Source organism: Acinetobacter sp. YH16052 (genome assembly GCF_013417155.1).
GTDB lineage: Bacteria > Pseudomonadota > Gammaproteobacteria > Pseudomonadales > Moraxellaceae > Acinetobacter.
Genome location: NZ_VPEO01000021.1, coordinates 25,037 through 43,180, shown reverse-complemented (window position 1 = coordinate 43,180; position 18,144 = coordinate 25,037). Strand labels below are relative to the sequence as shown.

Annotated in this window: 6 protein-coding genes and 2 pseudogenes; 2 read left to right on the top strand and 6 right to left on the bottom strand. The window is 41.8% G+C overall.

Annotation, left to right across the window (positions count from 1 at the left end; genetic code table 11):
- Both FTV42_RS13110 and FTV42_RS13105 read left to right on the top strand, forming a co-directional pair.
- Positions 1-547 (top strand): annotated as a pseudogene (locus FTV42_RS13110) (IS3-like element ISAba19 family transposase); the annotation flags it as partial.
- A 41-nt stretch (positions 548-588) separates the two neighbouring features.
- Positions 589-738: pseudogene (locus tag FTV42_RS13105) on the top strand (VF530 family DNA-binding protein); the annotation flags it as partial.
- A 208-nt stretch (positions 739-946) separates the two neighbouring features.
- Here FTV42_RS13105 and FTV42_RS13100 read toward each other — a convergent pair.
- From FTV42_RS13100 to FTV42_RS13075, 6 genes are all read right to left on the bottom strand, one after another.
- Complete coding sequence (locus tag FTV42_RS13100) at positions 947-1,747, bottom strand: OmpA family protein (protein WP_180039020.1); 801 nt, start codon at positions 1,745-1,747, stop codon at positions 947-949.
- 2 nt (positions 1,748-1,749) lie between these two features.
- Positions 1,750-7,845: an SdrD B-like domain-containing protein gene (locus tag FTV42_RS13095; RefSeq protein ID WP_180039019.1), complete on the bottom strand. Its 6,096-nt coding sequence runs from the start codon at positions 7,843-7,845 to the stop codon at positions 1,750-1,752.
- A gap of 121 nt (positions 7,846-7,966) precedes the next feature.
- Positions 7,967-10,678: a DUF11 domain-containing protein gene (locus tag FTV42_RS13090; protein ID WP_180039018.1), complete on the bottom strand. Its 2,712-nt coding sequence runs from the start codon at positions 10,676-10,678 to the stop codon at positions 7,967-7,969.
- 29 nt (positions 10,679-10,707) lie between these two features.
- Positions 10,708-11,205 carry a hypothetical protein gene (locus FTV42_RS13085; RefSeq protein ID WP_180039017.1) on the bottom strand — a complete coding sequence of 166 codons (498 nt, stop codon included), beginning with the start codon at positions 11,203-11,205 and terminating at the stop codon, positions 10,708-10,710.
- Positions 11,206-11,434: 229 nt separating this feature from the next.
- Entirely contained in the window at positions 11,435-15,499 is a 4,065-nt protein-coding gene (locus tag FTV42_RS13080) for an S-layer family protein (protein ID WP_180039016.1), read from the bottom strand.
- A complete protein-coding gene (locus tag FTV42_RS13075) occupies positions 15,486-18,137 on the bottom strand; it encodes an isopeptide-forming domain-containing fimbrial protein (protein WP_180039015.1) in 2,652 nt (883 codons plus the stop codon). Before FTV42_RS13075 ends, FTV42_RS13080 begins: the two co-directional genes overlap by 14 nt.
- Positions 18,138-18,144 lie beyond the last annotated feature (7 nt).

The window sequence follows — 18,144 nt, the reverse complement described above, 5'->3', positions numbered from 1 at the left end:
ATTTAGTGAAACGTAATTTTAATGCTGATCATCCAAACCAACTATGGGTGGGTGACTTTACCTATATTCAAACTCATTCAGGCTGGGTATATACCGCATTTGTTATTGATGTGTTCTCACGAGCAATAGTTGGATGGAAAGTATCTACACGAATGAATACAGATATGGTGCTCGATGCATTGGAGCAATGCATTGCACGATCGAGGCATGCCAAAGAATGTGATTCATCATTCCGATAGAGGTGTTCAATATCTTTCTATTCGCTATACCAATCGTTTAGAAGCTGCAAATTTACGAGCATCAGTCGGTACAACTGGTGATTCATACGATAATGCTCTGGCTGAAACGGTGAATGGCTTATACAAAACAGAGGTGATTGAATATCTAAAAGCAGATTGGCAAGGTTTAGCAGATGTACAACTTGCGACACTAAACTGGGTAGATTGGTTCAATAAAAAGCGTGTACACAGTGCACTGGGTTGTATCACCTTTTGAGTTTGAAGCAATGTACTATGACAAGATTAACCCGTTAGGTCAGGTGGCCTAACTTAAATAAAAAAGTCTCCGACAAACCCGGTACGGTTCAGTTTAAGTCGTAAAATTGAAGTTAGATGTTTTTGCATAGATCCAAGTGTTAAATCATCATTGCGATTCTTGCGTACCACACCCTAGGCACGTGAAAAAGTAGAAAGCTTATATTTGTACGTGTTACGTCAAAAAGCAAAACAGAAACCGTAGCCCCAGGCAACCCCCCTCTCATCATAAAATTATACCAGTCAGTAAAATACCTTTAGATTAAGCATGTGTATGTTGGTTATTATTGTTGATTATCACAATAAATTAGTGACCAAAAATCAAATTACCCCACCCTACATTAAATTACACCACACAAAATAAAAACTCTATATAACTGTTATATATAGAGTTTACTAACATACCAATTATGTTATTTAGTGTATCTTATGTTGGTGACTCTTGCCAAGGTTGAGGTTTCAGAGATGACTGTTTTTTGTTGTGGCGACCAAATCGGCCATGTTCCGACCACACCATGACATCCCTGCTCACTGCCATTCAGTTCCTGTAAAGATGGATAACTAATTTTCGGAAGCTGTTGAGGAACATCTGCACTGCAACTAAACGCCCGACTATTTGCCTGATCAATTAAGCGCTGTGCTGATAAAAACAGCTCCCGTGAATGTCGCCAGCCCAACTCACAATGTTCAGCGGCTGCCCAGACCAGCATCACCTCTGCCTGTGCAATCTGAGACTGGGCACAGGAAAAACCTGCATGCTGTTTCAATAATTCAGTATTTGCCCATAAATCCCGACGCATTACACTTGAGGTAGACAGAATCGGTGTGGTTAAACTTAACTGCTTAGCCTGACCTTGCTCTAATGCCACTATAATCATTTCCGCCTGGGCAAGGGCCTCTTTTCGCGCAACCGTTGCACTTTTTTCACTTCCCTCATGGGCTGCATAAGTCAACCATGCGGCTGCTTTGACAGCATGATAACGTTCAATTCCCTGTTCATTCAAAAAAGGAACGAGACGTGTTTGCAAGGCAGCAACCTGTTGATCTTTTGGATTATAAATACCTGACTGGGCTGTAGTATCTAGAGAATCTTGCGCCATAACAGGTGCAGCCAAATGATCAGGATTTTTTGCCCAAACCATCACGCTCCAGCAAACTACAACAGTTGCAGCACCACGATAAAATTGACGCAAGGCAGGTGTGACATATTTCATCTTTATGGTTCTCTTGAAGCGTTCACGGTAGAATTGTTGCGAGAAAACAGGTTCTCATCAAACTTGAATCTAAAGCGTACATATGCGCCCTGAAGAGTTGTGTCACTATCCACCAGATCATCATCTTTATAGCCAGAGAAGTTATAACCACCTGATAACCAGAGGTTTGCAGCCAGCAAATAGCCCACTTCCCCCCCAACCAAAACACGGCGGCCCGAACTCATGTTCGACCATAACACGCCTGTATGAATACCCGCATCCCAACGTTCATTGATGTCATACATTGCCCGACCACTGAGCATATGTGTCATACCACTTGACTCCAAACCAGAGAACGTTGTGTCCACATTTTTAACTGCATATTGGCCTGAAAGGGTAATATCGCGACTTGGATGATAATTCAAGTGATTTGAAAAAATATAGACATGCTTTAAGTATGGATTATTTAAATCTGACTTGTTACTGTCATAGCGGTATTCCACCTTGGTCAGCGCATCAAAACGATTGTGCTCAGTGTCACGGTAGGCAGCCCCCACCTGGAAACGATCAACCAGGCGATCACCACTGTTTTCATTCTTACTATCAGTCAGGCTAACTACATTTTTCGCCAATAAAGTCACGTCATTGGAATATTTGTAGGCAATCCCCAGATTATTCAGGATGGTGTCAGACTGGTCAGCCCAACGTGCTTCAATTCTCGCAACAGCTTTCCAGTTTGGATTGGCCAGATATTCCACACCTAAAGATGCAGCAGTGTTATCGGAATTTTGGTTATCGGTATCTGCTTTTGACAATGACTTCACCTGTTCAAAACTGGTGGTTGCATAGAAGCCTTTTTCCAGTTCCCAACGGTTACGTAAACCGATTGCAGCTTCAGCTTCGCGCGCACTGATGCCATCGCGAACACGATATTCACTAAATGCCGTACCGTTATTGTTATATTTACTGTCCAGACCAAACACTGTGACATTACGACGCTGATTGTTATTTAGGTCATACAGTCCCTGAATACTGGACACCAACTCATGGCGACCATAGGCACGTAGTTTTGAATTAATCTGGTAATTCGCACCCAAGGCAAAATTACGACGCTCAGCTTCGGAAACATCCTGCTCATATTCAGCAAAAACATTTGAACCCTGCCAAGGAAGCTGTGTGGTGATTTTTGTACGTGCGGTTAAACCATGATACGGCGCTGTTTGTGAAGCCCCCAACAATGCTGGATTCTTAGACTCATCGTAATACTTGAGACCCAGCTCAACCGCGACAATACGGCTGATCGCACGTTCGATACTGGCAGAAACACCCTGATTGACACCACTTTGCAAATCTTCAGTACGGATGGCCTCCAGTTTTGCCAAACCGATCTTACCCAGTTGCGTACGCCCTTTTATACCACTTTCCTTACGTCCAGCGGTGATTGGTGCCGCAGTGTTATAGAACCCTGTATCTGCCTGATTATGGTAGGTTTTCAGCTCCATATTCTTATAGGCATAGTTCAGTTCAACGCGAGCCGCATTCCCCGACAATTTACCTGTTGCATCTGGTGTGGTGTTAATCTGTGTTAAAGAGTTTAAACCGTCATTGATATTTTCAGAACGGGCAAACTCAGCAATGAATTTACCTTTATCATTGGCAAATTTAACGACAGTATTCACACTTGCTAACTGATCTTGAGTTAGTGGATTATTACTCTTCACATAAGAACCACCTACTTTGGCTTTATCTGTGACTTTTACAGAACCAGACACACCACCAACCGTGTATTCATCCCCACCCTGCTCAGATTCCACTGTAATACGCAGATAGACTGGATTCAGGTCAGCATCGACACTTGGTACAGGATCTTTTAAGTAAATGCTGTTGCTAAAGGTATCCACTTCATAATCGGTAAAACGTGCCAAAGTGCTACGCGAAATGATCAGGCCTGGATTATCGCGGTCACGGGTCACCACCTCAACTTTTTCACTATTGGCAAGCACATCATCGGTATTGACATTGCCCATGCTATACGGACCTGAAATCCCCATAGCACGTTGTTCATTGGTCACCTGTTGCGTATTGGTCTGCGCAGCAAAGGCCGTGACTTTATAGCGGTCTGTTTCGACAGCCCCACGAACACCTGTTAATGAACGGCTATATTGACCTAAAGCCAGGCCCTCATCATTTTCAGTACGTGTTACGTAGTCACCATACATGGCATAAGAACGGCCTTTATCCACACGCACGTAGAGCTTACTGGTTGTTTGTGCATCAAAACCTTTCGCTGCCGAGTCACCATAAACTGGATAATATTCATCTGGACGAATATCACGGAACAAGCGCTGGTTTTTATCCTTGTCAGAATCATAGGCAAGGGTCAGTAAATATTCACCCTTGACTTTCCCTTTCAGGAACATGGCTGCACGCCCTGTCACATTGCTTTTGCCATTGTCCGATGATGAAATCTCTTGCAGTTCTTCCTCAAATCCATCTTGCGAACGGATATTGCTTAACTGTTTCGGGTCAAATTTCTTAAAGTTAATTGATCCTTCTACCAAACCAACGGCGATGATCGGACGTAGATCAGGTAAGAAACGTACTGGGGTACTGCTATGAAAAATACCACTTTCAACCGACAGCGTTCCTTCCCCAGCCTCGATTGGCGCCTGTATTGGTACAACCAACGTACCGCCCTCAACAAACACCTGAATACCAGCTTGTTTCGGGTCTAGGTCCGTCAACTCAATTTTACCAATCGAGCTGTCAAGTGTAATAGGCGTACGGCTAGAAACCAATGTGCCATTACGGTCAACAATTTTCATGGTTACATTGAAATAATCACGACCGTTGGCTTGCGGTTGTACTTTGGCTGACTCAAGTAACAGCTTATCCATTTGGTCAGGCACAACCACATTAACCTGTTTGGTATCGCGAATATTGCCCATCATGTCGACTTGACGAACTTCAATACTGTTCTTACCCACAGCAAGATCGACACCGATAAAATCCAGACCTGCAACCTGCAAGTCAGGCAATATTGCACGTTTACCAATGCGTTTCTCAGAAACCTGTGTGCCATTTACCCACAGTTGTAGTTCTGTGCCAGCAGCACCTTTAACCTGAACCGCCGTTTGAGCATAGCCAAGAAGTTGCCCATCTTTTAAGTTAATAATTTCGAGCTGATTATTGGCAGCATTTTCCAGCACTGTTTCCAGACTAAGCATTTTCGCCGCTTGCGTGGATTCGGCTGGCACACTCTCAGTTGCTGCCAATGTTTCAGTCAGTGGCAAGGCAACTGAAGACGCAACAACAGATTTTTCTGGTTCAAAAGCAACCTCTTTCAATTCCTTAACCTGTTCTCTGGAAAAATCAAGGTTACAATTAGCCCTGCTTCCCTGTGCCGAGATACAACCACTTGCTGGCTGACCTTTTACATCGGTCATTTTGGAAAAAACTGGATCAATCGTCAGGTCTGAACGTAATATCTGTTCTAAATTGGTGTTGTCCTGTTCAATACGTTTTTTACGTTCTGCAATTTGTTGCAATAAGGCTTGTGAGCATTGTCCTGCGCCATTGGCAATTGCAAAATCGGCACGATGTAATTCACCACGTTTTAAATCCACAAAACGGCTATTTGGATCACCTGCCTGACGGTTACCAATTAACACCAATTCAGAATCGGCTGGCAAACTGGTACGGTCAACCTTTAAAACGTGGGTTTTGGCACTGATCCCATAAAAGTCATATTTACCTTCACTGTCAGTCACCACATAGCTACCATCTTCAAGGTAAATACGCACACCTGGCACACCAACTTCACCTGTATCCTGTACCCCGTTACGGTTACAGTCCGTAAAAATCTTACCAACAATAAAGCCATCAGAGATCATTGCACCAGGCGTTACTTCTACTTTTGCAGATGCTTCGTTTGATTCGATTCCCTGACCATCTTTTGCCCGAACACGGTTAATGCCATCACCATTCAAGGCATTTGGACCAATATAGACGCGATACTGAACCTTAACTTCCTTACTTGGGTTTAGTGTACCTAAACCTAATTTTAAATAAGGCCCTTTACCGCCCAGTGGGTCAGCAACTTTTGTTCCATCAACGCGCATAGAACCTTGCACATAGATAAAACCTCTAGGCAAAGTATCGGTAATCGAAACATCTTTAGAATCGACCACACCACGATTGGCAACAGTAACCGTATACTCTTCAAATTCACCAATTTCTGACGTTTTATTACTCGCAACTTTTTTAACAAATAATGGGGAAGTCGGCACAGTCAAATCAGGATCAATCGGAATATCAATATTAAGTGCTGGATCAGCATTATTTAAGGTGAATTTGCCAGCATAAGACCATTCCAGATCAACAGCCTTATCCGCAGGGAAACTTGGATAAACCGATTTATCACTGACAAAACTATAACGTGTATTTCCAGGAATTGTGGTTGTATCCACAACAAAACTGTAGGTTCCTGCTTTAACAAGGGGATAAATAAATTTACCCTCGCTATTGGTGATCTGCTTGGCTGGAATTGTAACCAGCTCTCCAGTCTGCTCATCAAGTTTGTATGCAATATTGTCCGCAATTGGCTGGCCATTCTGGTCTAATAAAGTGACCGTTGCTCCCGCCACAGGTAAACCTGTCTTGGCATCAAACACTGTGCCATATGGGTCAATAAGCACCTGAGTACTAATATCGGTAAATGTCTGGGTTGAATTACCCTGTGCATCCAGACAGTCCGTCAGGCTAACCTGTACCTGATCGCGTTTGATGGTCTGCAATAACGCATCATAAGAAACCCCAACTTCCGCAAATGCGGTTGGTAGCGTGTAATGGAATACGCCTGTATTCGGCCCAGTTTCTACCCCAATGACTTCTTCAAGATCACCTGTCTTGGCTGATTTAATCTTAATTTTCACCTTGTCGGCAGTATAACGGTCTGCATTACAGCTGGCATTTTGCGCTTCAAGATAAAGTGGTTTATTCACGCTGCCTGTAGTCAAGACATTTTGGAAATCACCAGATTTATTATTAATCGCTGCAAGACCACCTACCACGGTTAAAGCAGGATTAGACAATACCTCTTTTTGGCTATTTGTGGTTGCATACGAAACTTTATAGGTATTTTTAACCGTTGTTTTGGCAATGTTACGATTCATTGTAACCGTAAGATCGACTTGTTCAGTTGTATTAGCCTCAATTTGTGGAAAGCCAACCACCAATTGATCAACCTTGCTTAAATCACTTGGCAAGGTCGTTGTATAGTTATTGCCTGTTTGCTTATACAAAACCTTGGCCTGCGTATTTTTTAACTGTGCAGACTTAAATGTTGTATTGGCAGGCAGATCATCAACTAAAAGCACCATTTTCTGTGCCTGACCATCGATCATCACATCCACTGGTCTTGCCGCTTTTTTACCTTGATTGGTTATGGCCAAAGTATAGTTAAGGTCATAGCTGGCATTGGCTGATGGCTCAAAAGTTTTCTGGACAACCTCTTTGGTTGCAACCAGTTGTGGTCCATAGTTGATGGCACTATCTGTAGCCGTTGCTATTACACTATTATCTTCAACAAGTGTTGCTTTTAACGGTAAATTTAACTGCTGACTTTCAGTCAATGTCGCACTTGCTGTTGCAACGACCCACAAATGAACGCTCTGGCCTACCGCCAAGGCAACATTGGTTGTCAGTTGTTGATCATCGGTGTCGAATTGACCGTTTTTATTGGTATCTACATAAATTTTAACGTTGCTTAGTTCATTTATTGTTAATGCTTCTAGCTGTACATTGACAGGAGCATTACTATTATTGACCAGAGTATTGGCCCAGATCACACGGGTACTTGGTTCAATTTCCTGAACTGGTGGAGTAGTTAAAGCAATTGCGTAAAGAGCAGAAACATTGATTTCTACGGTATTTGAAACTGATTGTTGGGATTTACCATCGGGTGCAACATAAGTTGCATAGGCGATATTTTGGATAGAGCTACCCACTTCAGGCATATTCGCTGCATAACCGTACTGCGCTGACAATATTGATACTGTCAACGTTGATAACATGAATGTCATGTTATGGAATGCGTTAGATTGCTTCTGTTGTAGCACAGCGCTTACCCTTCAACTAAATAGTCTAAAAAATTCAAAAATTTATTTGAGATGAACACCTGCCTAGGCAAATGTTCACATCTCTAATTATTTGTTTTCATTTCAAGTGAATGAATAAAGCTTATGGTGTAAGTGGATTCACTTTAATCACAAACTCTAATGTCGCACTTGCATTTGGTGCTAAAGGCGACTGTTCTGCTGAAACAGTACCTGTATAGCCATCAACATAACTTGCTGTGTTTTGTAATGTTGCGCTTGTTGCAAGTGGAGACACACTTGTGATTGCTTTCAAGGTAGTGTATGACGGCGTATTATCGCTAATCACCACATTCGTTACGGTTGCATTACCTTCATTGGTCGCAACAATACGGTATTTCACACATTCGCCTGGTTTTGCACTAACAGTATTCTGTGTATAAGTTGCACCTGTACCCGTTTTACAATCAACCAGAGCCTGATCCTTAACCAGACGCACCTGACCTTCAGTCACTGTGGTCAAGTCAGTATTAGAAATACTTGCATGTGCAACACCACCCACAGTTGTTGGATTAATGGTGAAGATAACTGAGCTTGGTGTTCCAGGGGTTGCATTGCTTGGTGCCTGAACCTTGATGAGTAAGTTCACGGAGGTATTACGTGTAATCGCTCCTGTTACCGCTGCTAAATCATTACCTGTAACCAAGGTATCGCCTGCATCAATGTTACCGTCGTTATTCACATCGATAAACAAGCTTGTTACCCATCCATTACCAGACTGATCGTTGGTCAAGGTAAATGGCAAGCTACCTGTTGTTGCACCTTCATCAATGTTACCTGTATTGGTTAAGGTATGTTTATAAACAACGGTACCACCTGGTGCAACCTGACCAATACGGTCATTTTGCAGGCTTAACTTACGGTCTGCCTGAACTGTAACCTTGTCCACCATCACATCGCTTAAGCCTGTCGCTGGCGAAGAAACCTTGAAGTAAACTTGTTGGTCACCTGCTGGCGCATTGGCAGGAGGCGTTACCACAGCAACAAGTTTAATATTGCTGCCACCATTAATATTACCTGTATTGGTTAATGGTGCACCTGTTGGGTTGCCACTACCATCAGCCACATAGAATTTAACATCCCACCCTGCTGGTAATGCGTGTGCAGGATCAATACCTAGATTAAAGTTATCACCTGTTACACCAGAATTATCAACTTGAAGTGGGAAATTCACAGCCTGATTTGGTTTGGTACTACGAACATCAATATCTAAGCCAGTATCCTTACCAGATGCACCTGGCACTGAACCATTCGTATCGGAAGCATCACCGTTATGTAAGTCAACAGTTGCAGGCGTTACCTGACTAATTACCAAGTCCAATTTATCTGTCTTGGTTGCATCAGACTTAGGACTTGTGGTTAAAATGGCTTTAATAGCAGATGATGTTGAATAACTTGCAGGTAATGTTACTTTTGCAACAAGGTTATACGTACCACCACTTGGGATAGAGCCTGTTGAAATAAATGGTGTTACACCATCAGCTTGATATAAGGTAATAATACTGCCTGCTGGTAAACCACCTGCCCCATCCGTACCTTTATCAACACTTACTGTAAATTCTTCACTCACATTACCCGTGTTATGAATAACGATTGGTTCACCACCTTGACCAGTGGCGCTAAATTCAGCAACTTCACCCTGCTTGATTGAAGCAATGACAATTTGGTTATCTTTTGCGGTTGCAGAAGTTTTTTCCGCATCTGCGTAAGCATCATTTTGGTTATCATTGATTGTACCTTTTTTGATGCTTAAGATATTTACGTCATTCGGGTTAGACGGCGTATCCCCTTCTGGACCTGATGGACCATCTGGGTCAACATATGCAGTGTTCCTGATCACGCCTGCTGGTGTATTTTGATCTACGCGAACCTTAAAGGTTAACGTACCTGTCGTATTTGGTGCTAGAGTTGGAATCGTTAAGGTTACAGTACCCTTACCAGATCCAGGAGTAGTTTCAACAAACTTATAACCATCAGCATCAACACCATCAGTTTGTGCCACGCCAGCAAGTTTTGCAGAATTAGCAACATAAGTTAAACCAGCAGGTAACAAGTCCGTAACTGTAACATCAGTTGCTGTTGTGTTACCTGTGTTTTGGTAAACCAACTTATATTCAACTTCACGAGCGGTTGGACTAGCTTGGGTCGCATCAATCGCCGTTACGCTGGCAGATTTAATCACACTAATCACTGCACCGTTGGTAATTTTAACGGTGTCTGTATTTTTTTCTGTGAGTGTATTGTCTAAAGTACTTTGTGCAGTGATGGTTAATTTACCCAAATCACCAGCAGAAAGTGCAGCACCACCTGCACCAGTTGTTGGAGTGGTTGCCTGAACAATTAAGTTCACCGACTCACCTGCTGCCAAGGTAACACTTGTTACAGGAGTCTGGCTATCAGGAACACCATCCTTATTGGCATCAAGATAAACTTTTAAATTACTGAAGTCATATTGGTCACCAGAGGTAACATCCGCCACATTTACCGTGAACGTATCACTACCGTTACCCGTGTTGGTTAAGGTGTGTGATAAAGAAACCTGGTTGTTGGCATTGGCATTTGCTGTTCGGTCAGCAATCAACTTGAAACTTGCAACTGGCAATACTGTGGTGGTCACAATATTTGAAGATACAGTTTTAGTGTTTCCTGTGCTATCAGTATAGCTTGCAGATGCAACGTTACTGATATTTGTACCTGCTGCTGGCGCAGCGGCATGTGCAGATGAAACAAAAGCAGCGCTACCAGCAACCAATGCAATGGAAGCCGCTAGCTGTGTGAGTTGTAGACGATTTGACACTATTTTACCCCTTATACGTAAAATGCCAATTAATTACTTGTTTTTTCACTGTTTACGCGTGTTTGAGCAGAAACCGTCACAGACTTTCCAGCTGGAAGTTCCGCAATGGTCCAACGCAATGCACGATAATCTTTCAGTGGTACATTCACCATTTGATTACTCTCTTTGCGTTTTAAAGGCATTGGGGCAAAATGTGTACCATCAGTACTTGCTTCAGCATTTTCTGGCTGAGACTTTGCCAAAAATTGAGTTTCTACAGGTATCGGTAAAGTCGCTGCCAGATTCTTGATTTTTCCAGTGGTGTTATTGGTATAGGTTGCCCGATACTCAATCACATCATTGGGTTTTACCTTGGTCACCAGCTTTGAAGTTGGTTTCCCATCAGTGCCTGCACTGATCAGGAAAGTTTTGAGTTCTACTGAAACGGGCTCTTTTGTCGTTTTAGGCTCAGCGAATACACTTCCAGCCAAAACAAGAACCGCAGTACCAAGCAAACATTTCTTGTACATATTGTTCAAATACGCCATTCAATTATTCCTAGTCTTCTCTTTTATTTTTGAACAGTACACTTACCATCCAAAAAAACGTTAACTTTTTTTTATAAAAGTATATCAATAATCAACAAATTTGTTTGATTTACTTCACACTTTTACAAAAAATATTGTATTACTTTCAGCCAAACCAAATTCCATACCATCTTTCCTCACCGAAGCCCTTTGCACGTTTTTCAACCTACCGATCTGTGATAGGTTCTGTTTACTGACTAACACAAAATCTTAAAGTTCCTGTGGCTGATGGTTTTAGCAAACCTGTTAAAGTCCATTCAAGAACTTCTCCAGAACGTGTTGCATTACAAGTATTTCCACTTGGTGTTAGGCCGCAACTTAGACTGCCAAAATTAGTACCAGTTGGTAAACTATCTTTTACTTTGACATTCTGTAGGTTCTTCACACTATTATTTTTATAGGTGATCTCATACTCCAGATTTTGCTGTTTTGTGGCTTCGTTATTCACTAAAAAGCCTGAAGAATCAGATGGAGTTGAAGAACAACTGGTCACTGCACGTACTTTTTTTGTCAGTGTTAATCCTGCACTACCAATAAGTGTCACATCCTGACGTTGTTGGGTTTTCTGGTCTGTGAGGTTTAATGCACTCACAGCATAGCTTGCCTGTAGCGTTCCAATATGCTGTGCACCAGCAAAAATATTGGTCGGTGCAAATACACGTTGTACAAGACAGATATCAGTGTTTGGTTGCAACAACACAGTACCTGAGGCTGTTGGATCAAACACTGTTTCACCTGTATCAACGGTACCGTTACAGTTGGTGTCTTGGTAAACCAATGCCTGCCAAGGTTGATCATTGCTTGAGTTTGATTGGGTTTGTTCCAACTTTGTTACCCAAACAGGGGCCTGGGTACTTAAACGGTGGGGATAATCAGTCACTTCACCTGCGGTAATAGTATGTTGTCCATCTTCAGTTAAAAGTACATTGAGTTTAACATCAGCAAAGTTATTGTTTGGATAGCTGGTCGCACTTGTTTTTGCTACCTCTATACTATCGGCACTGACAGAAATATATTCAGGTAAATTCTGCTGAACGATACAAAAAGATGATGGTAATAAATTCTGATTAACACTAAAGCTATATTCACCATTAGCATTCGTCTTCATTGTAGCTACTTGTGCTGAGTTACAGTCATTCAGAACAATTAAACTATTCGCAATTCCAAGCTCACCATTATCTTGGATACCATTGTAAGCATTAGTAATGTTATTTGTTGTACCGCTATTATCATTAAACACTTTGCCAGAGATTATAACTTGAGTCACTCTACTATTAGTGTAAACACAAAGTACATTTGTATCATTCCCATTTATTGTGAGTGAATTACCTACTAATCCAGTTGTCCCAGAACAAGCTAATGATGAATTATAATCCGTAGGATTACCCACTATAAAATTCTCAACAATTGTTCCGACCTCTCCAGCATAAACTGTCACAACAGTACTTGTTGCTGTGTCATTTCCAGAAGTTGTTACAACCGAAGATACAGAAGCATTATTAATAAACCCTGCACTATTAACCGTCACAGAATCCGCAATCTTAGCATTCGTCCATGTCTTTCTTAAGGTAAGTGTTGCACTCTTACGAATGTTGGTATAGGTACATACCACTGAGCTATCTGAAGCATTGACTGTCAGTTGCGAACCACTTAAGGCCGTTGTATTCCCTGTACATGCTAAGCCAGCTGTATAGTTTCCTGCACCTGTTGTGATCGTTTCTGACAGTGTAATCACATCACCTGCATAAACAGTTTGTGCTGTGCCTGCATCTGTTTCATTTGCGGTATCCGCTGTTGAGCTTAAGCTAGTTAAGCCTGTCGCACTAACTGTCGCTGCATCATTGAGTTTGGCATTCGTCCATGTCTTTCTTAGTGTCAACGTTGCACTCTTACGGGTGTTGGTATAGGTACATGTTATTAATTTAGATTCATCACCAGCACCAACAGTTAAAGAGTTGCTACTCTGACCATTTGTACCAGAAAGACTATTTGCCGTTGCCCCGCCTCCTGCACTACAAGACAATACCGTATTATAATTATTGATATTTCCTGTAGTCATTGTTTCTGCAGGCAAAGTAACTGTTTCTCCCGCATATACAGTCACACTAGAACCATTCACATTGGTTGGAGCTGTACTCGTTAATGCACTGGTATTATTCGTCAAACCAGTTGTTGCTGCAATCTGAGCAACATTACCACTTATACTATTGGCTCCCCAAGCTTTTGAAATTCGGAAAGTTGCACTCTTACGATTATTGGTAAATGTACAAACAATATTTGCACCCGCCACAATATTTGCAGCAGGGATCGTCAATTGACCGGATGACAATGTACCAAATGCTGTTGCAGGATTTCCCGAGTTCGCTGCATTACTATCAATACAACTGGCAGAACTTAAATTATAGTTGGCAGGAATGGTCTCGCTTATCAAAACTGCATTATTTAAATTTGAACTATAGAGAGAGTTGCTAGATGTAACTGCACTTCCACTGGCTGTAGTAGTCACCGTATCCGTTGTTACACTATTACCACTGCTATCTTGTAAATTGGTCAGTCCCGTAAAATCAAAAGAACCAAATCCATTATTAGAGATTTTTGCAATTCGAATACGCGCTCGAATACTATCCGTATCTGTTGCACTATTATTGGTTGATACAGAATCTGTTGTATTTGCTGGTGCTGTTACAGTCGCCGTATTACTAACAGAAGTTAGTGTACTTGTATTTGCAACCGTAGCTGTAATTTTTAACTCATAAAACTCACCATTTGCCAAAGTCGGTAAAGTATAGCCTGAACCCGACTCGATCGCGGTGATGGTTGGTGTTGTACCAGAAGTACATTTATTACTTGCAATTGTGTTACATGCAATCGCTGTTTTAGTTAAGCTCGCTACCGCAGCATCTTTTAAAATCGCACCTACAGCAGCATCAGGACCATTATTTGTTACACGCACAATATAATCAGTTGATGTGCCACCAACAGCAAGACTGGTATTATTTGTTTTAGTAATCGCTAAATCTGAGTCCGGGTTAACAATACTAATATATGCAGGGAAACCTGCTGTTAAGGCATTTTGTAAATTTGCATCAGTACAAGCCCCTCCATTGAATGACATACCAACCGCACCATATTGACCTGGTGCATGCTCACCACTACTCACATTATTTTGGTTAACCATACGATAAACCAATTCATAATAACCACCACTCAAACCTGTCGTTGTGACAACATAAGCATTGGCACTATCATAAGAATCTCGCGGACTTTGAACTACTGTTCGGGTACTATCCGTTGATTTCTTTAACGTTATATAAGCACCATCATCAATCATTGCACCGCTCGTGCCCACACAAAGGGAAACACTGGTGGTTGAAGCTGGGATATAAACATAACTTGAAAACTGCCATGCACGACGGTTATTTACAAAATTACTGCCTTGACCTAAAACTAATGATTTATACGCATAGGTACTAATATTCGGTACAACTTGGCTCACCGTTGGATTTGTAGTACCGCTAGTAAAATAAGTATCGTTATTATTACTTGTTGCGGCACTATTCAAATATTGCCCTGTAGGATTGACCTGATCTTTTGGCCAAGCTGACAATAAAGGATCATATTCTTCCGAGGCAGAACCTAACAAACAAGAAGATGATTTTGTATTACAATTTGCCGTGGTACTCGTCCGCCCAACCCAAAATGCGCCATATTGTGAAGCTGTTGTTTCAGCACCAATCGCACCCCAAGCATTGTGCAACATTTCCCCTGCACCACTACCTGGGTTATATTGATTACTATTTACACTCACTGCTATTTGCTGTGCTGTTCCAACAGATGCAGCAAGGCTTACATTATAGGTAATGCTTAAAGTAAAGGTTCCCGCATTCGCTACAGAACCTATACTACACGTATAAGGTCCAGATCCGCTCCCAGAACAAGATCCCACAGATGAGGTCACCGAAGCAATTGTTACACCTGTAGATAAACTTGCGTTTACTGTTGCAACAGTATTTGTTGAATTATCAGGTCCTTTGTTCTGAACTGTAATGACTTGTGTTCCTGATCCACCACGTACAATCGGTGATTGTGTTGTACCCGTAACTTCAAAACGAGCTGTAGCAGGTGTTGAATCAAATGTAACAGCAAAAATACTCTGGTTAATCAGACAAGTCGCTATGAGTACCCATAAAGCAACACAATATCGCATACTGAACTCGTATATTTTTTTATGTATATTTTGATTATTGTCCAACATAGCGTACCCCAAAATTAAATTCATAACTTTGATTTGCAGCCACACTATTTAGTGTTCCTGAAACCGTACCAGCATTACCAACTGTGGGAGCCGTCATACCACTACATGATGTGCAGATAGGCGATTGAGATAAAACTGTATAGGCTGGCGTCATATCTCTAAAAGTAAATGCAGTACTCAAAGCAGTAGCACTTGTATTGGTTAAAATCACCTTATACAAAACACACTGACCTTGTCCATTTGCTTGTTTACCGATATTTAGACTATTTGTGGTATAGGACTCATCAGCTGTGCCATTACAATCAAAGTCACGTGCCTGCAATTTTGTCAGGGTTAATTGTGACTGCTTGACTGTGGTCACATCTTTAATAGAAGCAATAACCTGATTGCTACTATCTGTTAAGTTCACAACTGTTGTATTCGCCTGATTGACATTGTTATTTACAACATTCGTGACCTGTAGTAGCAGTTGAATTTGCTCATGAGCTGCCACTTTGCCACCTGGTAAGTCCGCCAATGTACGAATATTTAAATCCCCACTGCTGAACTTGCCATCTCCATCGACATCCAAAAATAGCACACTGTTAAAGCTAGACTCACTATTGTTGATGATAAAACCATAGCTCCCCGTAAAGTCTGTAGCAGCAGGGTTCGTTAGTAAATGACGATAGACCACTGTGCCCAAGGGTGCGACCTGACCACGTAAATCTGGTGTAAATTCCAATTGGGGTACGGAATTGACACTTTGAATCGTTACAGCATTTTTAATCATGTCCTGAGCAGGGTTACCCGTACCAACAAAGCTGGTTGAGATCACACGGAAATAAATTGGTACAGTCACGTCTTTATTGACTTTATCCACTTCAACAACCGCACAGACCAGTTGGGTTTCCGCATTATTTAAATAAATCGTCTTACCAATTTCATTACCCAACCCACTACAGTTTGTACCATTTGTGGATGCATAAAAACGCACACGGTTTACGCCTGCGGGTAAAGTCAGGCTAGAAAAATCACTGCTGGCATTTGCACTGAGCAAATACTCTGTTCCAACACCTGTATGTTTCACTGTTAATGGAAAAATTACCTGTCCGCCAGTCACAGCATTATCACTGGATTTTACTGTTATGGTTTTCCATGCAGCGCCACTATTATCAACCGCACCATTACCCGAACCTGTATTATCAGCATTGGTTAAATCCACCAATTGTGAGACCAGAGTAGGATTTAAACTACCCTGATCTTTAATTGTGCCAGTTTTAGTGCCATCACCCAAAGACTGTGCCTTTGGTGTAACTTCAAAAGGTGTATTTGTGGTTACTGCATAACTACTTGGGAAACGAACTTTGACCACAACAGGAACACTGCTATTGGCAGCCAATAATCCCGTATCAGGAATACCATCACCATTACTGTCTAATAATGGTGTCACACCATCCGCACGATACAACTCAATTTGACTACCTGCTGGAAATGTACTGTTAGTTAAAGTGAGGTTAAAACGATCTGTGGTATTCCCTATATTCCAGACATAGTTGGTAAATTTAAGTTCACCACCCTGGGGAACCGCACTGGCCGTAATGGTATTGGTATTATCACTGACGTTGCTTGCACTACCATTCATTTTGACAGCATAGACTGGAGCAACATTTACAACTGCTGTATTACTTGTGTCTGTCGTTGGCCCTGTTACATTAATGACGTTCTCAATTTTCCCTGCAATGCTTTTATTAATTTTTACATTAAATTCGATATAGCCAATCGTATTCGCTGGAATATTGGTTAGGGTTGCGGTAACAACATTCGAGGTGACACTATAATTAATTCCTGTTGGATCGGCTGTTCCCCCCACTGCATCATATACAGTTACGCCATTCCATTTACCAGTATTTACTTCATAGGTTAAATTGCTTCCTAACGTGTCAGTCAAGGTTGCCGTTGGTACAATTGTGTTTGTTGGATTTTGATAATCCAGACGTATGGTGACCACATCACCATTTGCAGCAGTGATTTGAGAGAATTTTTTACGCACCATCAGAGTTGACTGGTCAGTTACAGTTGCCTTGTCAACATTGCTATTTGTTCCACTCGCGCCATTCGCAGATGTCACCATCAAAGTTAAATTTGCAACTTTTCCTGTGGTAATCGTATTCGGTATGCTTGCTGCAACAATTAGTCCAACTGACTGACCTGCACCCAATGTATAACCTGTAATCGCTGATCCATCGGGAATACCATCATTATTGGCATCCAGATAAACCATCAGGCTACTATTCACAAAATCAAAATCATCACCAGTGGGATTATTGCTTACAGTGAAAGTATATTGATCTGTCTCATTACTGGTGTTGGTTAAGATATGGTTAAAATAAACTGTCTGTCCCGCCACTACTGTTTTGTTATTGGCTGCCACCAAATTTAATGAGTACACAGGCAAAATCGTGGTTTGGACAAGATTTGAACGCGCCACCTGTACAACCGTTGAGCCCTCTTCGCTATATTCACCAACTGCCATGTTACTGATGATCGAGTTGGTTGCAGCCCAGGCCGATTGCTGGACCATCAACATGCACAGCAAGGTCAAGACCCAATTAAACAGTTTTGGGCGGTTATTATTTAGTGTATTGATCATCTTCATGCTCTAA